Origin of the sequence: Cobetia sp. MB87, from assembly GCF_011319755.1 — a bacterium.
In the GTDB taxonomy this organism is placed as follows: Bacteria; Pseudomonadota; Gammaproteobacteria; order Pseudomonadales; family Halomonadaceae; genus Cobetia.
Window position 1 is genome coordinate 23,708 of the sequence record NZ_VFBC01000006.1, and the last position, 17,021, is coordinate 40,728.

A 17,021-nucleotide genomic window follows, 5' to 3' on the forward strand; every position below is an offset into this window, starting at 1 on the left:
TGGACAGGCGATACGTATGGCTAAAGGCTGACACTGGAGATGCCCTTTGGCGATTGCCGCACCGCACAATACTGCCTTATGCTGGAATCTCACCTCAGCAGGACTGCGCCTCGCCCGCTTGATGGCATGGCCATAGTCGCAGCCAATTGACTCAGACAGTCTCGCAAGAGAACAGGAGCGTTCAGATGCAGGATGTGGTGATCGTAGCAGCCCGTCGTACCGCCGTAGGCGCCTTCGGTGGCAGCCTGGCTGGCATTTCCGCCGCGGATCTCGGCGCATATGTCATCAAGGATATCCTCGCCAGCACGGGTGTCAGTGGCGATCAGGTCGATGAAGTGCTTCTGGGTCAGGTGCTGACAGCAGGATGCGGTCAGAACCCGGCACGTCAGGCGGTCATCAAGGCAGGCTTGCCGGAAGGCGTACCCGCCATGACCATCAACAAGGTCTGCGGCTCTGGCCTCAAGGCGCTGCACCTGGCCACCCAGGCTATCCGCTGTGGCGATGCCGAGCTGATTCTGGCCGGTGGGCAGGAAAACATGTCCCTGTCTCCGCACGTGCTGCCCAACTCGCGTGATGGCAAGCGCATGGGCGACTGGAAGGCCATCGACTCCATGGTCCACGACGGTCTGTGGGATGCCTTCAATGACATCCACATGGGCATCACCGCCGAGAATCTGGCCGAGAAATACGAGATCACCCGTGAAGCCCAGGACGCCTTCGCGGCCGCTTCTCAGCAGAAGGCCTGCGCAGCCATCGAAGCTGGCCGCTTCAAGGGCCAGATCGTTCCGGTCGAGATCCCGCAGCGCAAGGGCGATCCGATCATCTTCGATACCGACGAGAATCCGCGTGCCGGCACCACGGCCGAAAAACTCGCGGGCATGCGCCCGGCCTTCAAGAAGGACGGCACCGTCACCGCCGGCAACGCCTCGGCGCTCAACGACGGCGCTGCCGTGGTCATGCTGTGCTCCGCCGACAAGGCACGCGAGCTGGGCCTGACGCCGCTGGCGACCATCAAGGCCTACTCCAACGCGGGTGTTGATCCGAAGATCATGGGCATCGGGCCGGCGCCGGCGACTCGCCTGTGCCTCAAGAAGGCTGGCTGGAGCCTGGAAGACCTCGACCTGATCGAAGCCAACGAAGCCTTTGCCGCCCAGGCCCTGTCGGTCAACAAGGAGCTGGGCTGGGATGTCGACAAGGTCAACGTCAATGGCGGCGCCATTGCCCTCGGCCACCCGATCGGTGCCTCCGGCTGCCGTGTGCTGGTCTCGCTGGTGCACGAGATGATCGAGCGTGATGCCAAGAAGGGTCTGGCGACCCTGTGCATCGGTGGCGGTCAGGGCGTCGCGCTGGCCATCGAGCGCAGCTGATCGTTCACACCTGAACCCCCGCCTGAACCCTCCCTGCTCGCGCACTCCCGAGCAGGGAGACACGAAAAAGCCCCGCCAGTGAACTGGCGGGGCTTTTTCTTGCCCAAAGGGCTCACCTCTCATGCAGAGCAGGCAAGACCGGGGCGGGGACTATCCGCGATGATCGGTCAGTCCTGGGCGGCGGCCTCTTCAGTCTGAGCAGCGGCAAAGGCCGCCTTTTCTTCTTCGCTGATCTCTTTCAACGACAGCTTGACGCGATTGCGGTTGTCGATGTCGAGCACCTTGACCACCACCTCATCGCCTTCGTTGAGGTAGTCGCGTACGTCATTGACCCGCTCCTCGACGATCTGCGAGATATGCAGCAGACCATCGGTGCCCGGCATGAAGGTGATGAAGGCACCGAAGTCGGCGATGCGCGCCACCTTGCCGGCGTAGAGCTTGCCGATCTCGGCCTCGGCAATGATGCCCTCGACATATTTGGCAGCCGCCTGCGCCTGCGCCTTGTGCTCGGCATAGATGCGCACGCTGCCATCGTCGTCGAGATCGACATTGGCGCCGGTCTCTTCACAGATCTTGCGGATGGTGGAGCCGCCCTTGCCGATCACGTCACGTACCTTGTTGGGTGCGATCTTCAGCGACAGCATCGCCGGGGCATTGTCCGAGACTTCCTGGCGGCTGGCGGCCAGCACCTCATTCATCTGCGCGAGAATGGTCAGACGTGCCTCGAAGGCCTGCTCCAGCGCCTGCTCAAGAATCTCCTCGTCGATCCCTTCGATCTTGATGTCCATCTGCAGCGCGGTGACGCCTTCCGCGGTACCCGCGACCTTGAAGTCCATGTCGCCGAGGTGATCCTCATCGCCGAGGATATCGGTCAGTATCGCGACGCCATTGGCGTCCTTGACCAGCCCCATGGCGATACCCGCCACCGGTGCCTTGAGCGGCACACCGGCGTCCATCAGCGCAAGCGAAGCCCCACACACGGATGCCATCGAGCTCGAGCCATTGGATTCGATGATCTCGGAGACGACGCGGATCGCGTAGGGGAAGGCCTGCAGCGACGGCAGCATGGATTCGATGCCCCGACGCGCCAGACGCCCATGACCGATCTCACGCCGTTTGGGCGCGCCGATGAAGCCCGTCTCGCCGACGCAGTAAGGCGGGAAGTTGTAGTGCAGCATGAAGCGGTCCTGCTTCTCGCCGGACAGCCCTTCGATCAGCTGTGAGTCGCGCGTGGTCCCCAGGGTGGCAGTGGCGATCGCCTGGGTCTCGCCGCGGGTGAACAGTGCCGAGCCATGTGCCTTGGGCAACACGCCCACCGCCATGTCCAGCGGTCGCACGGTGCGCGTATCACGACCGTCGATACGCGGCTCACCAGCGATCACACGCTGACGCACGATACGCTTCTCGAGCGCCGCGAAGGCCGTGGCGACGGCCTCGACACTGAAGCGCGCATCATCCTCGGCGCCCAGCAGGTCGATGGCCTGCGCCTTGAGCGCCGACAGGCTGTCCTGACGCGCCATCTTGTCACTCAGGCGATAGGCATCACCGATCTGGGTGGCGAAGCTCTGCTCCAGCGCCTCGACCAGCACGCGGTCGAGCTTCTGCGGCACCCACGCCCACTTGGGACGATTGACCTTGGCGGCGAACGTCTCGATCCCCGTGATGGCCTTCTGCATCTCGTGATGGCCATAGAGCACGGCGCCGAGCATCTCGTCTTCCAGCAGCTCCTGCGCTTCGGACTCGACCATCAACACGGCCTTCTCGGTACCCGCCACCACCATGTCCAGCTCGGAATGCGCCAGTTCGCTGTAGCCGGGATTCAGGAAGTAGCCGCGCTGCTCGCTGAAGCCGACGCGCGCCGCGCCAACGGGGCCAGCAAAAGGCACCCCGGAGATGCAAAGCGCTGCAGAGGTGCCGAGCAATGCCGCGATGTCAGGGTCGACATTGCGCTCCGCCGACATCACCGTGCAGACCACCTGCACCTCGTTCATGAAGCCTTCGGGAAACAGCGGGCGCATCGGGCGGTCGATCAAGCGTGAGGTCAGGGTTTCCTTTTCGGTGGGACGCCCTTCGCGCTTGAGGAAGCCGCCGGGGATACGCCCCGCCGCGTAGGCCTTCTCCTGATAGTGGACCGACAACGGAAAGAAGGACTGGCCGGGTTTCGGCGACGCCTTGGCCACCACGGTGCACAACACCGAGGTATTGCCCATGGTCACCATCACGCTACCGGTCGCCTGACGCGCGATGCGGCCGGTCTCGAGGGTGATGGTGTCATTACCGTACTGGAAGCTGTGCGTTACCGGGTTCACGGCGCATGTCCTTTAATCTGATAGTCATCGATGCCAGGCGCTCATGGTAAAGCGCACCATAGGCAATGAAAAGCGGGTTGATCCCACGCGACAAGCGGGCTGCAGCGCGAGTGGAGCCTCTGATCTGAAGCCCGGATCACCTCGGTATCAGGCACAAAAAAACCGACACCGCCCGCAGGCAGTGTCGGTTTTCCTGTGCCCACCGGGGGCCCGCCATGCACCGAAGTGCATGGCGGCAACATCGCTGATCAGCGACGCAGACCCAGACGCTGGATCAGAGCGGTGTAACGCTCGAAGTCCTTGCGCTTGAGGTAGTCAAGCAGCTTGCGGCGCTGGTTGACCATGCGGATCAGACCACGACGGGAGTGGTGATCCTGCTTGTTGGCCTTGAAGTGACCCTGCAGGCCATCAATGTTGGCGCTCAGCAGAGCAACCTGAACTTCCGGGGAACCGGTGTCGTTCTCGCCACGGCCGAATTCGGTAACGATCTCAGCCTTCTTCTCAGCGGTAAGTGCCATCTGTCTCTCCAGTAAGCAATATGCTTGATAGATTAGAAATGTCGAAGACCACGCATATTTGCAGTCTTCATGCGGCTTGCGGCGAGGCCGCAATCAGCTCACCCAGCCGCCGCCTCGACGGCAGAACTGAGCAGTCGGCGAGGAGCGATGACGCCCTCCGCCGCAATCCGGACCAGCCCGAGCAACTGCTGGTCCTGATACACACGAGCCAGGGAGTCCACATCCAGCGACCCTGTCGTCGTTTCAGCCTGTTGACCACGCAATATCATCCGCGCCATCTCGGCAGTGATGTCGAGACGCGGGAGATGATCGAGCAGGATGTCGACAGGTAACAGAACGCCTTCACGTGCCTGCTGGTCAGCCAGCGCCTCGAGGCGCTCGAAATCCAGCATGGCATCACCCGTGAACGGGCCTGTCTTGAGACGACGCAGTGCCGTGAGGTGGGCTCCACAGCCCAGCGCCTCGCCGATATCCTCGGCCAGACTGCGTATGTAGGTACCCTTGCTGACCGCCACTTCGATCTCGATGCCATCGGAGTGCCGCGCAAGAAGCGCCATATTGTAGATGGTAACGCGACGGACTGCACGCTCGATTTCAATCCCTTGGCGCGCCAGCTCATAGAGCGGACGTCCCTGGTGCTTGAGCGCGGAGTACATCGGCGGTACCTGATCTATCTCGCCACGGAACCTGTCCAGCACCTCGTCCAACTCGGCCTGCGCAAGCTCGGGAATCTCCCGCTCGCGAATCACCGTGCCTTCCGCATCACCGGTATCGGTGACCTGGCCAAACTTGATCCGTGCCCGATAGACCTTGTCTGCCTCGAGAAGATGCGAGGAGAACTTGGTCGCTTCCCCGAAGCAGACCGGCAACAAGCCGGTCGCCATCGGGTCGAGCGTGCCGGTATGACCGGCCTTCTGCGCCTGGTAGAGGCGGCGAGCCTTCTGAAGCGCATAGTTGCTGGACATGCCCTTGGGCTTGTCCAGCAACAGAACGCCATCGATCGGCAAGCCGCGACGACGACGCGCCATCAGGCGTCCGGCGTGGTGCCCGGGGCACCATCTTCGCTGTCGTCATCACCACGTTCTGCACTGCGCTTGCGGTCGTCGGCGACCGCCGTATTGATCAGTGAAGACAGGTGATGGCCACGAACGACGCTCTCATCGTAATGAAAGCGCAATTCCGGCACGTGGCGCAGCTGAATGGTGCGCGCCAGCTGGGAGCGCAGGAAACCTGCCGCGCGCTTGAGCACGGCGAGGTTTTCCTTGATGCGTTCCGGGCTGTCGTCACCCAGCAGGGTCACGTAGACATCGGAGTAGGACAGGTCGCGGCTGACCTTGGCGGCGCTGACCGTCAGCATGCCAAGGCGCGGGTCCTTGACCTCGCGCTGAATCAACAGCGCGAGCTCTTGCTGGATCTGGTCCGCCACGCGGTCAGTACGGCTGTATTCACGCATCCGTGATCTCTCCTTGCAGGGGCGCTATCAGAGCGTGCGCTCGACCTGGATCTGGTCGAACACCTCGATCTTGTCGCCAACCTGCACGTCGTTGTAGTTCTTGACGCCGATACCACATTCCATGCCGTTGCGGACTTCGTTGACGTCATCCTTGAAGCGACGCAGGGATTCCAGCTCGCCTTCATAGATGACCACGTTGTCACGCAGCACGCGGATGCGCTTGGAGCGGTACATGTTGCCTTCGACGACCATACAACCGGCGATCGCGCCGATCTTCGGTGCCTTGAAGACATCGCGCACTTCGGCAACACCGACGATCTGCTCGCGGAATTCCGGTGCCAGCATGCCAGTCATGGCCAGCTTGACCTCGTCGATCAGCTGGTAGATGACGCTGTAGTAGCGCAGATCCAGACCTTCACGCTCGACGATCTCACGCGCGGAGGCGTCAGCACGGACGTTGAAGCCGACCAGGATCGCTTCGGAAGCGAGTGCCAGGTTGGCATCGGTACCGGTGATACCACCGACACCGGAAGAGACCACGGCCACCTTGACTTCTTCGGTGGAGAGTTCTTCCAGCGCGCCACGGATGGCTTCCAGAGAACCCTGCACGTCGGCCTTGAGGACGACGTTGACCTTGGCGACTTCGTCCTGACCCATCTGGGAGAACATGTTCTCCAGCTTGGCCTTCTGCTGACGCGCCAGACGCACTTCGCGGTACTTGCCCTGACGGAAGTTGGCGACTTCACGTGCCTTCTTCTCATCCGGGACCACGGTGAACTCTTCACCGGCGTCCGGCGTACCACCCAGACCCTGGATCTCGACCGGCATGGCCGGACCCGCGGAATCGACCTGCTTGCCGAGTTCGTTGATCAGTGCACGCACACGGCCGTAATGCAGACCGGCGAGGACGATATCGCCCTTCTTCAGCGTACCGTTCTGGACCAGCACGGTCGCGACCGGACCACGGCCCTTGTCGAGACGGGACTCGACCACGACGCCTTTACCCGGCGCGGACGGCACGGCCTGAAGTTCGAGAACTTCGGAGACCAGCAGGACACCTTCGAGCAGCGCGTCGATGTTCTCGCCGGTCTTGGCGGAAACGTGGACGAACTGGGTATCACCACCCCATTCCTCGGAGATGACACCGTGCTGGGACAGCTCATTCTTGACGCGGTCCGGATCAGCACCCGGCTTGTCGATCTTGTTCACTGCCACGACCATCGGGACACCCGCGGCCTTGGAGTGCTCGACAGCCTCGATGGTCTGCGGCATCACGCCATCATCGGCAGCCACCACCAGGATGACGACGTCGGTCGCCTTGGCACCACGAGCACGCATGGCGGTGAACGCCGCGTGGCCCGGGGTATCCAGGAAGGTGATGTCGCCGTTGTCGTGTTCGACGTGGTAGGCACCGATGTGCTGGGTGATACCACCCGCTTCACCTGTGGCGACCTTGGTGCGGCGGATGTAATCCAGCAGCGAGGTCTTGCCGTGGTCAACGTGACCCATGACGGTAACGACCGGCGCGCGGGTGATCTGCTCACCTTCGTAGGAGATGCCTTCGAGAACGGCTGTCTCGAGTGCGTCATCCTTGATCAGCTTGGGCGTGTGGCCCATTTCCTCGACCACGATGGTCGCGGTTTCCTGATCGATCGTCTGGTTGATGGTGACCGCAGCACCCATGTTGAACATGGTCTTGATCACTTCAGACGCCTTGACGGCCATCTTGTCGGCGAGGTCTGCCACTGAGATGGACTCAGGGATGGAGACTTCACGGACGAAGGTCTGGACCGGCTTCGGCGGCTGACGGTTGGCATCACGACCACCGCGACGACCACCGCGACGCTCGGCGCGCTTGACCTTCTTGGCCCCGCCACGCTTGCGTTCGCTACGGTCTTCACGGGCTTCGCGACGATCACGTGATTCATCACGCGGCGCAGCCTTGGCGCGACGCGGTGCATCACCACGCGGCTCCTTCGGCGGCGCATTGACTTCCGGCGCAGCGTCGGCGGACGGTGCAGCGGCAGCAGCCGGTGCACTCTGACGCGGACGCTCTTCGCGACGGTTGTCATTGCCACGACGCTCTTCGCGCTGCGGTGCCGCAGCCGGCTTGTCCGCAACGGCAGCTGCCGGTGCAGCAGCAGCCGGTGCTTCTGCAGCCTGCTCTTCGCCCTCTTTGACGTAGGTACGCTTCTTGCGCACCTGCACCTCGATGGACTTGCCGCGACCGCTACCCGTGTTGATGCGAGACTTGGTCTTGCGGGTCAGGGTAATGCGGTTCTTGGGCGCTGCCGGAGCGGCGCCACCACCGTGGCTCTTGGTGAGGTGATCAAGCAGCTTCTGCTTGTCGACCTCAGAGACGGCGTCGTTCTCTGACTTGTGCTTCAGACCCGCTTCATGCATCTGTTCCAGTAGGCGGGCTGACTCGCGGCCCACCTTCTTGGCGAATTCTTTGACTGTCATTTCTGACATGTACGACCCTCCTGAGCCCGTGACCTAGTTACTGTTCGCTTGCGAACCAGGGCGCGCGGGCGGTCATGATCAACGCCGCTGCTCGCTCTTCGTCGACGCCTTCGATGTCTTTCAGATCATCGATGGCCTGCTCGGCAAGGTCTTCCATGGTGACGATACCCTTGCTGGCCAGGATGTATGCCAGATGACTCTCCATGCCTTCCATGTTGAGCAGGTCTTCGGCCGGCTGTGCGCCGTCCAGTTGCTCTTCAGTGGCGATGGCGAGATTCAGCAGTTCATCCTTGGCCCGAGCGCGCAGCTCCTCGACCAGATCCTGGTCAAAGCCCTCGACCTCGAGCATTTCCTCGAGCGGGACATAGGCGATTTCCTCGAGTGAGGTGAAGCCCTCGTCCACCAGGACACGGGCTAGATCCTCTTCGATCTCGAGATGAGTGATGAAATATTCGACAAAACTGTCGATTTCCTGCTCGCGCTTGCCCTCGGCTTCCGCCTCGGTCATGACGTTGAGCTGCCAACCGGTCAGCTCACTGGCCAGACGAACGTTCTGACCGCTGCGACCGATGGCCTGAGCCAGGTTGTCCGCAGCGACAGCGACATCCATGGAATGGGTGTCTTCGTCGACCAGAATGGAACCGACATCTGCCGGCGCCATGGCGTTGATGACGAGCTGGGCAGGATTGTCATCCCACAGGATGATATCCACGCGTTCGTTACGCAGTTCATTGGACACGGCCTGCACGCGTGAACCACGCATGCCGACGCAGGCACCGATCGGATCGATGCGCTTGTCGTTGCTCTTGACCGCGATCTTGGCGCGCGAGCCCGGATCACGGGCAGCACCCTTGATCTCGATCAGCTGCTCGGCGATTTCCGGGACTTCGATCTTGAACAACTCGATGATCAGCTCAGGACGCGTACGCGACAGGATCAGCTGAGAACCACGAGCATCCGCGTCGACTTTCCACAGCAGGGCACGCACCCGCTCGTTCAAGCGGTAGCGCTCGCCGTGAATCATCTCACCGCGCGGCAGGAAGCCTTCGGCGTTGTCGCCCAGATCGATGATGAGGCCATCACGTGTCGTCTTCTTGACGATACCCGCGACCAGCTCACCTTCACGCTCGGCGTAAAGGCGCACCACTTCCGCACGCTCGGCCTCGCGCACCTTCTGCACGATGACCTGCTTGGCGGTCTGTGCAGCGATACGACCGAACGCTTCGGATTCGATCTGCTTCTCGACCACGGCACCCAGCGCCAGCGGCTCTTCGCGCTGTTCGGCGATGCTGGCCTTGATCTCGTAGTCCGGCGTCTCGAACTCGTCGTCTTCGACGACGGTCCAGCGACGGTAGGTCGCGTAATCACCGGTGACACGATCGATCTTGACGCGGATATCCGCCTCTTCCTGATCGAAACGCTTGCGTGACGCCGAAGCCAATGCCGCTTCGACGGCTTCGAAAATCACATCCCGCGGCACGCCTTTCTCGTTGGAGATGGCGTCAACGACCAGCAGAATCTCTTTGCTCATGACTTTGCCTCGCCAGAAACCTGTCCTTGCGCATCGACCCGGGCTCGCAACGCGAGCGGTGTGCCGACAACGTCAGTTATTTGAACTGCGGCACAATGCGTGCCTGGTCGATGCTTTCAATGGGAAAGCAGTATTCTTCTTCATCGACCCGGATCACGACATCACCGTCTTCGGTGCCAGTCACCAGCCCCTGGAACTTGCGCTGGCCATCGAAAGCCTGGCGAAGTCGCAGTGCCACCACGTGACCGATGTAGCGCTCGTACTGGTCAAGCGTGAACAACGGACGATCCATGCCTGGAGACGAGACTTCAAGCTGGAACTGACCGGTAATGGGGTCTTCGACATCCAGTACGGCACCCACCTGACGACTGACGTTTGCGCAGTTGTCCACGGTAATGCCATCGGGATGGTCGATATAGATCACCAGACGGGACTGCTTGCCTTGGGAGAGATAGTCGATACCCCAGAGCTCGAAGCCCAGAGCAGAGACGACTGGATCGATAAGCGCGTTAAGCGCAGCGTCCTTGGTTGACACAGACGAGGCTCCTACAGCAGTTGCATCAGGCACCTGACCGGGAGTAGAGAAGAGAGCTAGGTGGCTGATTGGCACTGGTGCTAACAAAAAGCCCCTTCATAGGAAGGGGCCTTTCAAGAAACTTGGTAGCGGGGACCGGATTTGAACCGATGACCTTCGGGTTATGAGCCCGACGAGCTACCAGACTGCTCCACCCCGCAACAATAGTCGGACGATGGTAATGTCACCGAAAAAGGAGGTCAAGGAATGACGTCTTTCCAAGGTGGCAGAGTTGCGTCCAGACTGCCAATCGATCTAACAAGATGGTGCCGAAGGGGGGACTTGAACCCCCACGACCATAAGGTCACTACCCCCTCAAGATAGCGTGTCTACCAATTCCACCACTTCGGCACGGGGGCGGGTATCGCCTGAGACGTTACCCGGAAGAATTCAAAGTTAACGCCTTGAATTCCTTAGAGTGCTGGCTGGTCTGCGTTGCCGCTTTCCTCGAGCACTGGCGACGTATTCTCCACACTTTCCTCGGAGTCGTCAAGTGATGGCAGTGAATTTTTCTGCTGCTCGATCACGCTGGCATTCGGAATGCCCGCTTCGACTGACGGCTGATTGGCGTTGGACGCGAACCAGGCCAGTGTCAGAGAGGTCGCGAAGAAGCCCGCGGCCAGAACACCCGTGAAGCGCGCGAGGAAGTTGCCGCTGCCGCTGGACCCGAAAACGGTCTGGGAAGCACCACCGCCACCAAAGGCAGCGCCAGCTTCGGCACCCTTGCCCTGCTGGAGAAGGACGAGCACGATCAGCGCGACCGCGAGTACCACATGGACCATCAGAACGGCTACTTGCATGAGATTCAACCTGCAGACTGGCAAATGGCTAGGAATTCGTCGATCTGGAGCGAGGCACCGCCCACGAGACCGCCGTCGATATCCGGCTGCGCAAGCAGCTCGGCGGCATTGGCAGCTTTCATGCTACCGCCGTACAACAATTGCATTGCCTCGGCGAGCGAGGCAGACCACTCGGCCAGGCGCGCGCGAATGGCCGCATGGACCTCCTGCGCCTGCTGTGGCGAAGCGGTGCGCCCGGTACCGATGGCCCAGACAGGCTCATAGGCGACAACCAGACGCGTGCGCGCATCGGCGGAGAGCGAGGAGAACACCGCCTCCAGCTGTCCCAGCACGACGCGCTCCGTGTCACCGGCTTCACGCTCTTCGAGCGTCTCACCGACGCACAGCACCGGTGTGAGGCCTGCAGCAAGCGCTGCCTCGACACGTGCCAGTACCGCCGCATCGTCTTCAGCATACAGGCTTCGACGCTCCGAGTGGCCGACCAGCACCATCGCGGCACCGACATCCTTGAGCATCTGACCCGCCACTTCGCCGGTAAAGGCACCCTCGCTCGCCGGGTTCAGCGTCTGCCCCGCCAGCGCCACGCTCACAGGCATGCTCGCGCGAGCGGCGCTCAGATAAGGGAAAGGCACTGCCAGCGCCACCTGAATGCCCTGCGGCAGCGAAGCCGCCTGCAGGCCCCGGGCAAACTCATCGACCAGGGCAAGATCACCATTCATCTTCCAGTTTCCGGCAATCAGCGGTGTACGCATGTGCTTCTCCCTTGTGAGCAGTGCGAGGATGGTAATGGAGCCGCCCTTGACTGACAACCTTCGCGACCCCTGTCAAGCCCCGTGATCCGGCACGATCAGGCTCGGGGCAACTGCCATGAACGACAACAGGCGCACTCGGCGCCTGTTGTCGTTCTGTGCAACCCGACCACTCGGCGACGTTAACCGTCGCCCCGGCGAGCTGTCCTGTCAGCGCATCACGCCGACATGCTGGATTCGACCGTCGCGGCGATCTGACCCGCCAGCGCATCGACATCGAAGTGCGGACGCCCTTCGACCATGACGCGAATCAGCGGTTCCGTGCCACTGGGACGCAGCAACACGCGACCTTCGTTGCCCAGCGTCTGCTCCACTTCGACCACCGCAGCCTGCACGGCATCCGCCGCCATCAGCGCCTTGTTGTCGCAGCCCGGCGCCAGACGCACATTGATCAGCGCCTGAGGGGCCTTTTCGAAGCCGACCAGCAATTCGCTGAGTGAGCATTCTTCGCGCGCCATGATCGCCAGCACCTGCAGCGCCGAGACGATGCCATCACCGGTGCTCTGGATATGGCTGCAGACGATGTGACCGGAGGATTCGCCACCCAACTGCCAGCCATTGGCCTCCAGACGCTCGATGACATAGCGGTCACCGACCTTGGCGCGTTCGAAGGGAATTCCCAGGCCTTCCAACGCAGCTGCCAGACCGAAGTTGGACATCAGGGTGCCGACGACACCACCACCCAGCACACCGCGCTCGTGACGATCACGCGCGATCATGTAGAGGATGTCATCGCCATCGATGACGCGGCCATCGGCATCGACCAGGATCAGGCGGTCACCATCACCATCGAAGGCCACACCGAGATCGGCGCCCTGCTCGATGACGGCCGCGCGCAGCGCCTGCGGGTGCGTGGAGCCGACACCCTGATTGATGTTGAGGCCATCCGGCTCGCCCCCGATGACGCTGACCTTGGCACCCAGCTCACGGAAGACGTTCGGCGCGATGTGATAGGTCGCACCATGCGCGCAATCCAGCACCACCTTCATGCCGTGCAGGCCCAGGCGACCCGGCAGCGTGGACTTGCAGAATTCGATATAGCGGCCGGCCGCATCCTGGATGCGTGACGCCTTGCCCAGGCTGTCCGGGCCGACGATCACGATGTCGCGGTCCAGCTCGGCTTCGATCTCGGCTTCCAGCGCATCATCCAGCTTGGTGCCGGCAGCGGAGAAGAACTTGATGCCGTTGTCCGGATAGGCGTTGTGAGAGGCCGAGATGACGATGCCGGCATCGGCGCGGAAGGTGCGCGTCAGATAGGCGATCCCCGGCGTCGGCATCGGGCCGAGCAGGGAAACATCGACGCCCGCTGCCGAAAGGCCGGACTCGAGCGCGGATTCGAACATGTAGCCCGAGATGCGCGTGTCCTTGCCGATCAATACCTTGCCGCGGCCGTGACGGGCAAATACCCGTCCCGCCGCCCAGCCCAGCTTGAGCATGAAGTCTGGCGTGATAGGAAATTCCCCCACCGTGCCGCGAATGCCATCCGTACCAAAATAACGTCGACTCATCGTATCGTGCCTTCCTGTAGCACGGCCCATGCCATGTCGACAGCGTCGACAGTCGGGGCCACGTCGTGAACGCGAAACAGCCTGGCCCCGTCACGAACGGCCAGGGCCGTCAGTGCCAGGTTACCAGCCAAGCGATCCTCTACCGCGCGCCCGAGGGCATTGCCGATCATGCTCTTGCGTGACGTGCCGATCAGCAGCGGGAGGTTGAATTCATGTAACTGCGCCATGCGGTGATACAGGCGCAGATTGTCTTGCAGTGACTTGCCGAAGCCGAAGCCGGGGTCCAGCAGCAGTCGCTCACGCGCGATGCCCGCCGCCCCACAGGCCGCGATGCGCCCTGCCAGAAACGTCCGGACTTCCTGCTCGATGGACTGAGCGTAATGCGTATCCTGCTGCATGGTGTCCGGCTCGCCGCGCATGTGCATCAGACAGACAGGCAGCCCGGTGTCAGCGGCAGCCTCGAGCGCGCCGTCTCGATTCAGCGCACGCACGTCATTGATCATGCCTGCCCCCAGCCGTGCGGTTTCGCGCATGACATGCGGGTTGCTGGTATCGATGCTCACCAACGCGCCCAGCTCGCTTACCAGCCGCTCCACCACCGGGCAGACCCGCTCAAGCTCTTCTTGGGTACTGACCGGCGTCGCCCCGGGTCTTGTCGACTCACCGCCGACATCGATCATCGCGGCACCATCGGCCATCATCTGCTCGGCATTGCGCAGCGCGGCGTCCAGGGTCGCGCTGCGACCGCCATCCGAGAAGGAGTCCGGCGTCACGTTGAGAATCCCCATCACCCGCGGACGCGAGAGATCGAGAAGGTGTCCGGCGCACTCCAATGACATCAGATGGCCCACTCGAGGCTCGAGAGGCGTACTCAAGGCAGAATTCGTCATGGCATACCATGCAGGCGAGAGGGGGGTACGAAGGTGTCTTCGCAGCCCGGTCAGAAATGATTGCGCACCACTTTAAAGAGCCAGCCCATGGCGCGCAAGGCGTGGAATGGCCGCCACACGGGGCGTCAGCAGATGGCAACGCCATTGGCTCAGGCCTTTCACCCCGCACTCATCATGGCGCTGACAATGCCCGTTCAGAGACATGAGTCAACGCCGCCACGCCACGGCGTAGGCCACTCATCAGCAGCACCTTAACTTTACCAACGTCATTGCTGCAGCGGTTCAAACCACCATTGCTGCAGACAAGAAAACGCCCGACTGGCAAGCCAGTCGGGCGTTTTTCCTTTCAGAGGCTCAGACATCGCATGCGATATCGGGCGCCCCTTATGCCTACATTGGGCCTAGTTCAGGCCTAGATCAGGCGTACATCAATGACCGCTCGGACCACCCAGCGGGTCAGACGGGCGACGGCGATTGCTGTCGTCGTCTTCACTGCCATCAGCGTCATCATCGGCCTTGGGAGCTTCCGGCGCTTCCGCCTTCGGAGTGTCGGCAACCGGGGCCACCAGGCCACCGTCACCACCGCTTGCCGGGCCACCCCAGTCCTTCGGCGGACGCGGCGTACGGCCAGCCATGATGTCCGCCAGCTGCTCGGCATCGATGGTCTCATAGGTCATCAGCGCTTCGGTCATCGCATCCAGCTTGTCGCGATTCTCTTCCAGGATCTGCTGCGCCTTGGCGTAGCACTCGTCGATGATACGACGCACTTCCTTGTCGAGACGCGAGGTGGTGTCACCGGACTTCAGCTTGCCGCCACCCTGACCCGGGCCACCGAGGAACTGATGGGACTCGTCCTCATCGTACATGATCGGGCCCATCTCGCTTGAGAGCCCCCACTTGGCGACCATGTTGTGGGCAAGTTCGGTAGCACGCTTGATGTCATTGGAGGCGCCGGTGGTGACACCGTTCGGCCCCAGCGTCATCTCTTCAGCGATACGACCGCCGAACAGCGAGCAGATCTGACTGATGATCTGCTGACGAGAGTAGCTGTAGCGATCCTCTTCCGGCAGGAACATCGTCACACCCAACGCGCGACCGCGCGGAATGATCGATACCTTGTAGACCGGATCATGCTCGGGCATCACCAGGCCGATGATGGCGTGGCCAGACTCGTGATAGGCCGTGTTGCGCTTCTCCTTCTCGGACATGACCATCGATTTGCGCTCGGCGCCCATCATGATCTTGTCCTTGGCCAGCTCGAGCTCTTCCATGCCGACCAGACGCTTGTTGCGACGCGCGGCAAACAGGGCGGCTTCATTGACCAGGTTGGCGAGATCTGCACCGGAGAAGCCCGGCGTACCACGTGCAATGTTGACCGGCACGACGTCGTCGCCCATCGGTACCTTGCGCAGGTGAACGCCAAGGATGTGTTCGCGACCACGGATATCCGGCAGACCCACCATGACCTGACGGTCGAAGCGACCAGGACGCAGCAGTGCGGGGTCAAGCACGTCAGGACGGTTGGTCGCGGCGATGACGATGATGCCGTCATTCGCCTCGAAGCCATCCATCTCGACCAGCAGCTGGTTCAGTGTCTGCTCACGTTCATCGTGACCACCGCCCATGCCGGAACCACGATGACGACCGACGGCGTCGATCTCATCGATGAAGATGATGCACGGCGCCTGCTTCTTGGCCTGCTCGAACATGTCACGCACACGGGACGCACCGACACCGACGAACATCTCGACGAAGTCAGAACCGGAGATGCTGAAGAACGGCACCTTGGCTTCGCCGGCGATCGCCTTGGCGAGCAGGGTCTTGCCGGTACCCGGCGGGCCCACCATCAGGACACCGCGCGGAATCTGACCGCCAAGACGCTGGAACTTGCTGGGGTCCTTGAGGAAGTCGACCAGTTCCTCGACTTCTTCCTTCGCTTCGTCACAGCCCGCGACGTCGCTGAAGGTGGTCTTGATCTGGTCCTGGCTCAACAGCTTGGCCTTGGACTTGCCGAAGCTCATCGGGCCACCCTTGCCGGCACCGCCGCCCTGCATCTGGCGCATGAAGAACATGAAGATGGCCAGAATGATCAGAATCGGGAAGCTGGCAATCAACAGGCGTGTCCACAGCGACTGCTGCTCAGGCTTCTTGCCGATGACCTCCACCTTGTTGGCAAGCAGGTCATCCATCAGCTTGGGATCGGACGCCGCCGGCCGGATGGTGGTGAAGCTGGAGCCATCGGCCCGCTCACCCTCAATGGTGTAACCATCGATGGTCACACTCTTGATCCGGTCGTTCTGCACCTGCTGGACGAACTGTGAATAGTTCATCGCCTGCGGCGAGGTATCGACGCTGAAGTTGTTGAACACCGTCAACAGCACTGCTGCGATGATCAACCAGAGAATCAGGTTCTTCGCCATGTCGTTCAAGGGGACACCCTCATTGCATGAATCTGTCTTGGCATGCCGTGAATACTCCGACTGCCGTCTTGTGGTGGCCTGCCATGCTATCTGATCGTGCCTGCGGGGTATCAAGTCAGCGCAACGCGCCACTTCGCCTACCGAGTCACTCAAAGCTTGCCGTGCATTGTGCTACTTGCCTGCCAGTATCGGTAAGGCATTGAAACCCACCGAACTGTCACCGGCCCATCGTACTCAAGACCCAATGATATCGACACTACACCAGATGGGGGCTGGCAACCATTGCTTAAAGCCCGACAATGGACTATTGCGCCGATAGACAGCCTGCATCGGCCAGCGCCTGCGACTCGCCCGGACACACTGGCGCCAGTCTGAGAGA

Annotated in this window: 13 protein-coding genes and 2 tRNA genes; 1 reads left to right on the plus strand and 14 read right to left on the minus strand. The window is 61.7% G+C overall.

The window, feature by feature from the left end; translation table 11 throughout:
• Positions 1 to 185 precede the first annotated feature (185 nt).
• On the plus strand, positions 186 to 1,367 hold the full coding sequence (locus CDPAHKCJ_RS05560) for an acetyl-CoA C-acetyltransferase (RefSeq protein WP_166019017.1): 1,182 nt from the start codon (positions 186 to 188) through the stop codon (positions 1,365 to 1,367).
• A 167-nt stretch (positions 1,368 to 1,534) separates the two neighbouring features.
• Here the strand turns inward: CDPAHKCJ_RS05560 and pnp are convergent, their stop codons facing one another.
• From pnp to ftsH, 14 genes are all read right to left on the minus strand, one after another.
• Entirely contained in the window at positions 1,535 to 3,676 is a 2,142-nt protein-coding gene (gene pnp / locus CDPAHKCJ_RS05565) for a polyribonucleotide nucleotidyltransferase (RefSeq protein WP_166019018.1), read from the minus strand.
• 248 nt (positions 3,677 to 3,924) lie between these two features.
• On the minus strand, positions 3,925 to 4,194 hold the full coding sequence (gene rpsO, locus CDPAHKCJ_RS05570; RefSeq protein ID WP_024952154.1) for a 30S ribosomal protein S15: 270 nt from the start codon (positions 4,192 to 4,194) through the stop codon (positions 3,925 to 3,927).
• Between the two features lie 98 nt (positions 4,195 to 4,292).
• Entirely contained in the window at positions 4,293 to 5,222 is a 930-nt protein-coding gene (gene truB / locus CDPAHKCJ_RS05575; RefSeq protein ID WP_166019019.1) for a tRNA pseudouridine(55) synthase TruB, read from the minus strand.
• Positions 5,222 to 5,647: a 30S ribosome-binding factor RbfA gene (gene rbfA / locus CDPAHKCJ_RS05580; protein ID WP_065392581.1), complete on the minus strand. Its 426-nt coding sequence runs from the start codon at positions 5,645 to 5,647 to the stop codon at positions 5,222 to 5,224. Before rbfA ends, truB begins: the two co-directional genes overlap by 1 nt.
• Before the next feature lie 27 nt (positions 5,648 to 5,674).
• The gene (gene infB / locus CDPAHKCJ_RS05585) at positions 5,675 to 8,119 is read right to left on the minus strand and encodes a translation initiation factor IF-2 (RefSeq protein WP_166019020.1); all 2,445 of its coding nucleotides are present in this window, start codon (positions 8,117 to 8,119) and stop codon (positions 5,675 to 5,677) included.
• 28 nt (positions 8,120 to 8,147) lie between these two features.
• The gene (nusA, locus tag CDPAHKCJ_RS05590; RefSeq protein WP_054556444.1) at positions 8,148 to 9,641 is read right to left on the minus strand and encodes a transcription termination factor NusA; all 1,494 of its coding nucleotides are present in this window, start codon (positions 9,639 to 9,641) and stop codon (positions 8,148 to 8,150) included.
• A gap of 76 nt (positions 9,642 to 9,717) precedes the next feature.
• Positions 9,718 to 10,176: a ribosome maturation factor RimP gene (gene rimP, locus CDPAHKCJ_RS05595; protein WP_043333393.1), complete on the minus strand. Its 459-nt coding sequence runs from the start codon at positions 10,174 to 10,176 to the stop codon at positions 9,718 to 9,720.
• A gap of 123 nt (positions 10,177 to 10,299) precedes the next feature.
• Positions 10,300 to 10,376, minus strand: a tRNA-Met gene (locus CDPAHKCJ_RS05600).
• Between the two features lie 103 nt (positions 10,377 to 10,479).
• Positions 10,480 to 10,566: transfer RNA gene (locus CDPAHKCJ_RS05605), tRNA-Leu, on the minus strand.
• A 62-nt stretch (positions 10,567 to 10,628) separates the two neighbouring features.
• Positions 10,629 to 11,015, minus strand: a complete 387-nt coding sequence (gene secG / locus CDPAHKCJ_RS05610; RefSeq protein ID WP_043333391.1) for a preprotein translocase subunit SecG — start codon at positions 11,013 to 11,015, stop codon at positions 10,629 to 10,631.
• Positions 11,016 to 11,020: 5 nt separating this feature from the next.
• Complete coding sequence (tpiA, locus tag CDPAHKCJ_RS05615; protein WP_166019021.1) at positions 11,021 to 11,767, minus strand: triose-phosphate isomerase; 747 nt, start codon at positions 11,765 to 11,767, stop codon at positions 11,021 to 11,023.
• Between the two features lie 215 nt (positions 11,768 to 11,982).
• Positions 11,983 to 13,332, minus strand: coding sequence for a phosphoglucosamine mutase (glmM, locus tag CDPAHKCJ_RS05620; protein ID WP_043333386.1), 1,350 nt, complete (start codon positions 13,330 to 13,332; stop codon positions 11,983 to 11,985).
• Positions 13,329 to 14,171: a dihydropteroate synthase gene (folP, locus tag CDPAHKCJ_RS05625; RefSeq protein ID WP_240916677.1), complete on the minus strand. Its 843-nt coding sequence runs from the start codon at positions 14,169 to 14,171 to the stop codon at positions 13,329 to 13,331. The genes glmM and folP overlap by 4 nt, the downstream gene beginning before the upstream one ends.
• A 479-nt stretch (positions 14,172 to 14,650) precedes the next feature.
• The gene (ftsH, locus tag CDPAHKCJ_RS05630; RefSeq protein WP_166019022.1) at positions 14,651 to 16,651 is read right to left on the minus strand and encodes an ATP-dependent zinc metalloprotease FtsH; all 2,001 of its coding nucleotides are present in this window, start codon (positions 16,649 to 16,651) and stop codon (positions 14,651 to 14,653) included.
• Positions 16,652 to 17,021: the final 370 nt, after the last annotated feature.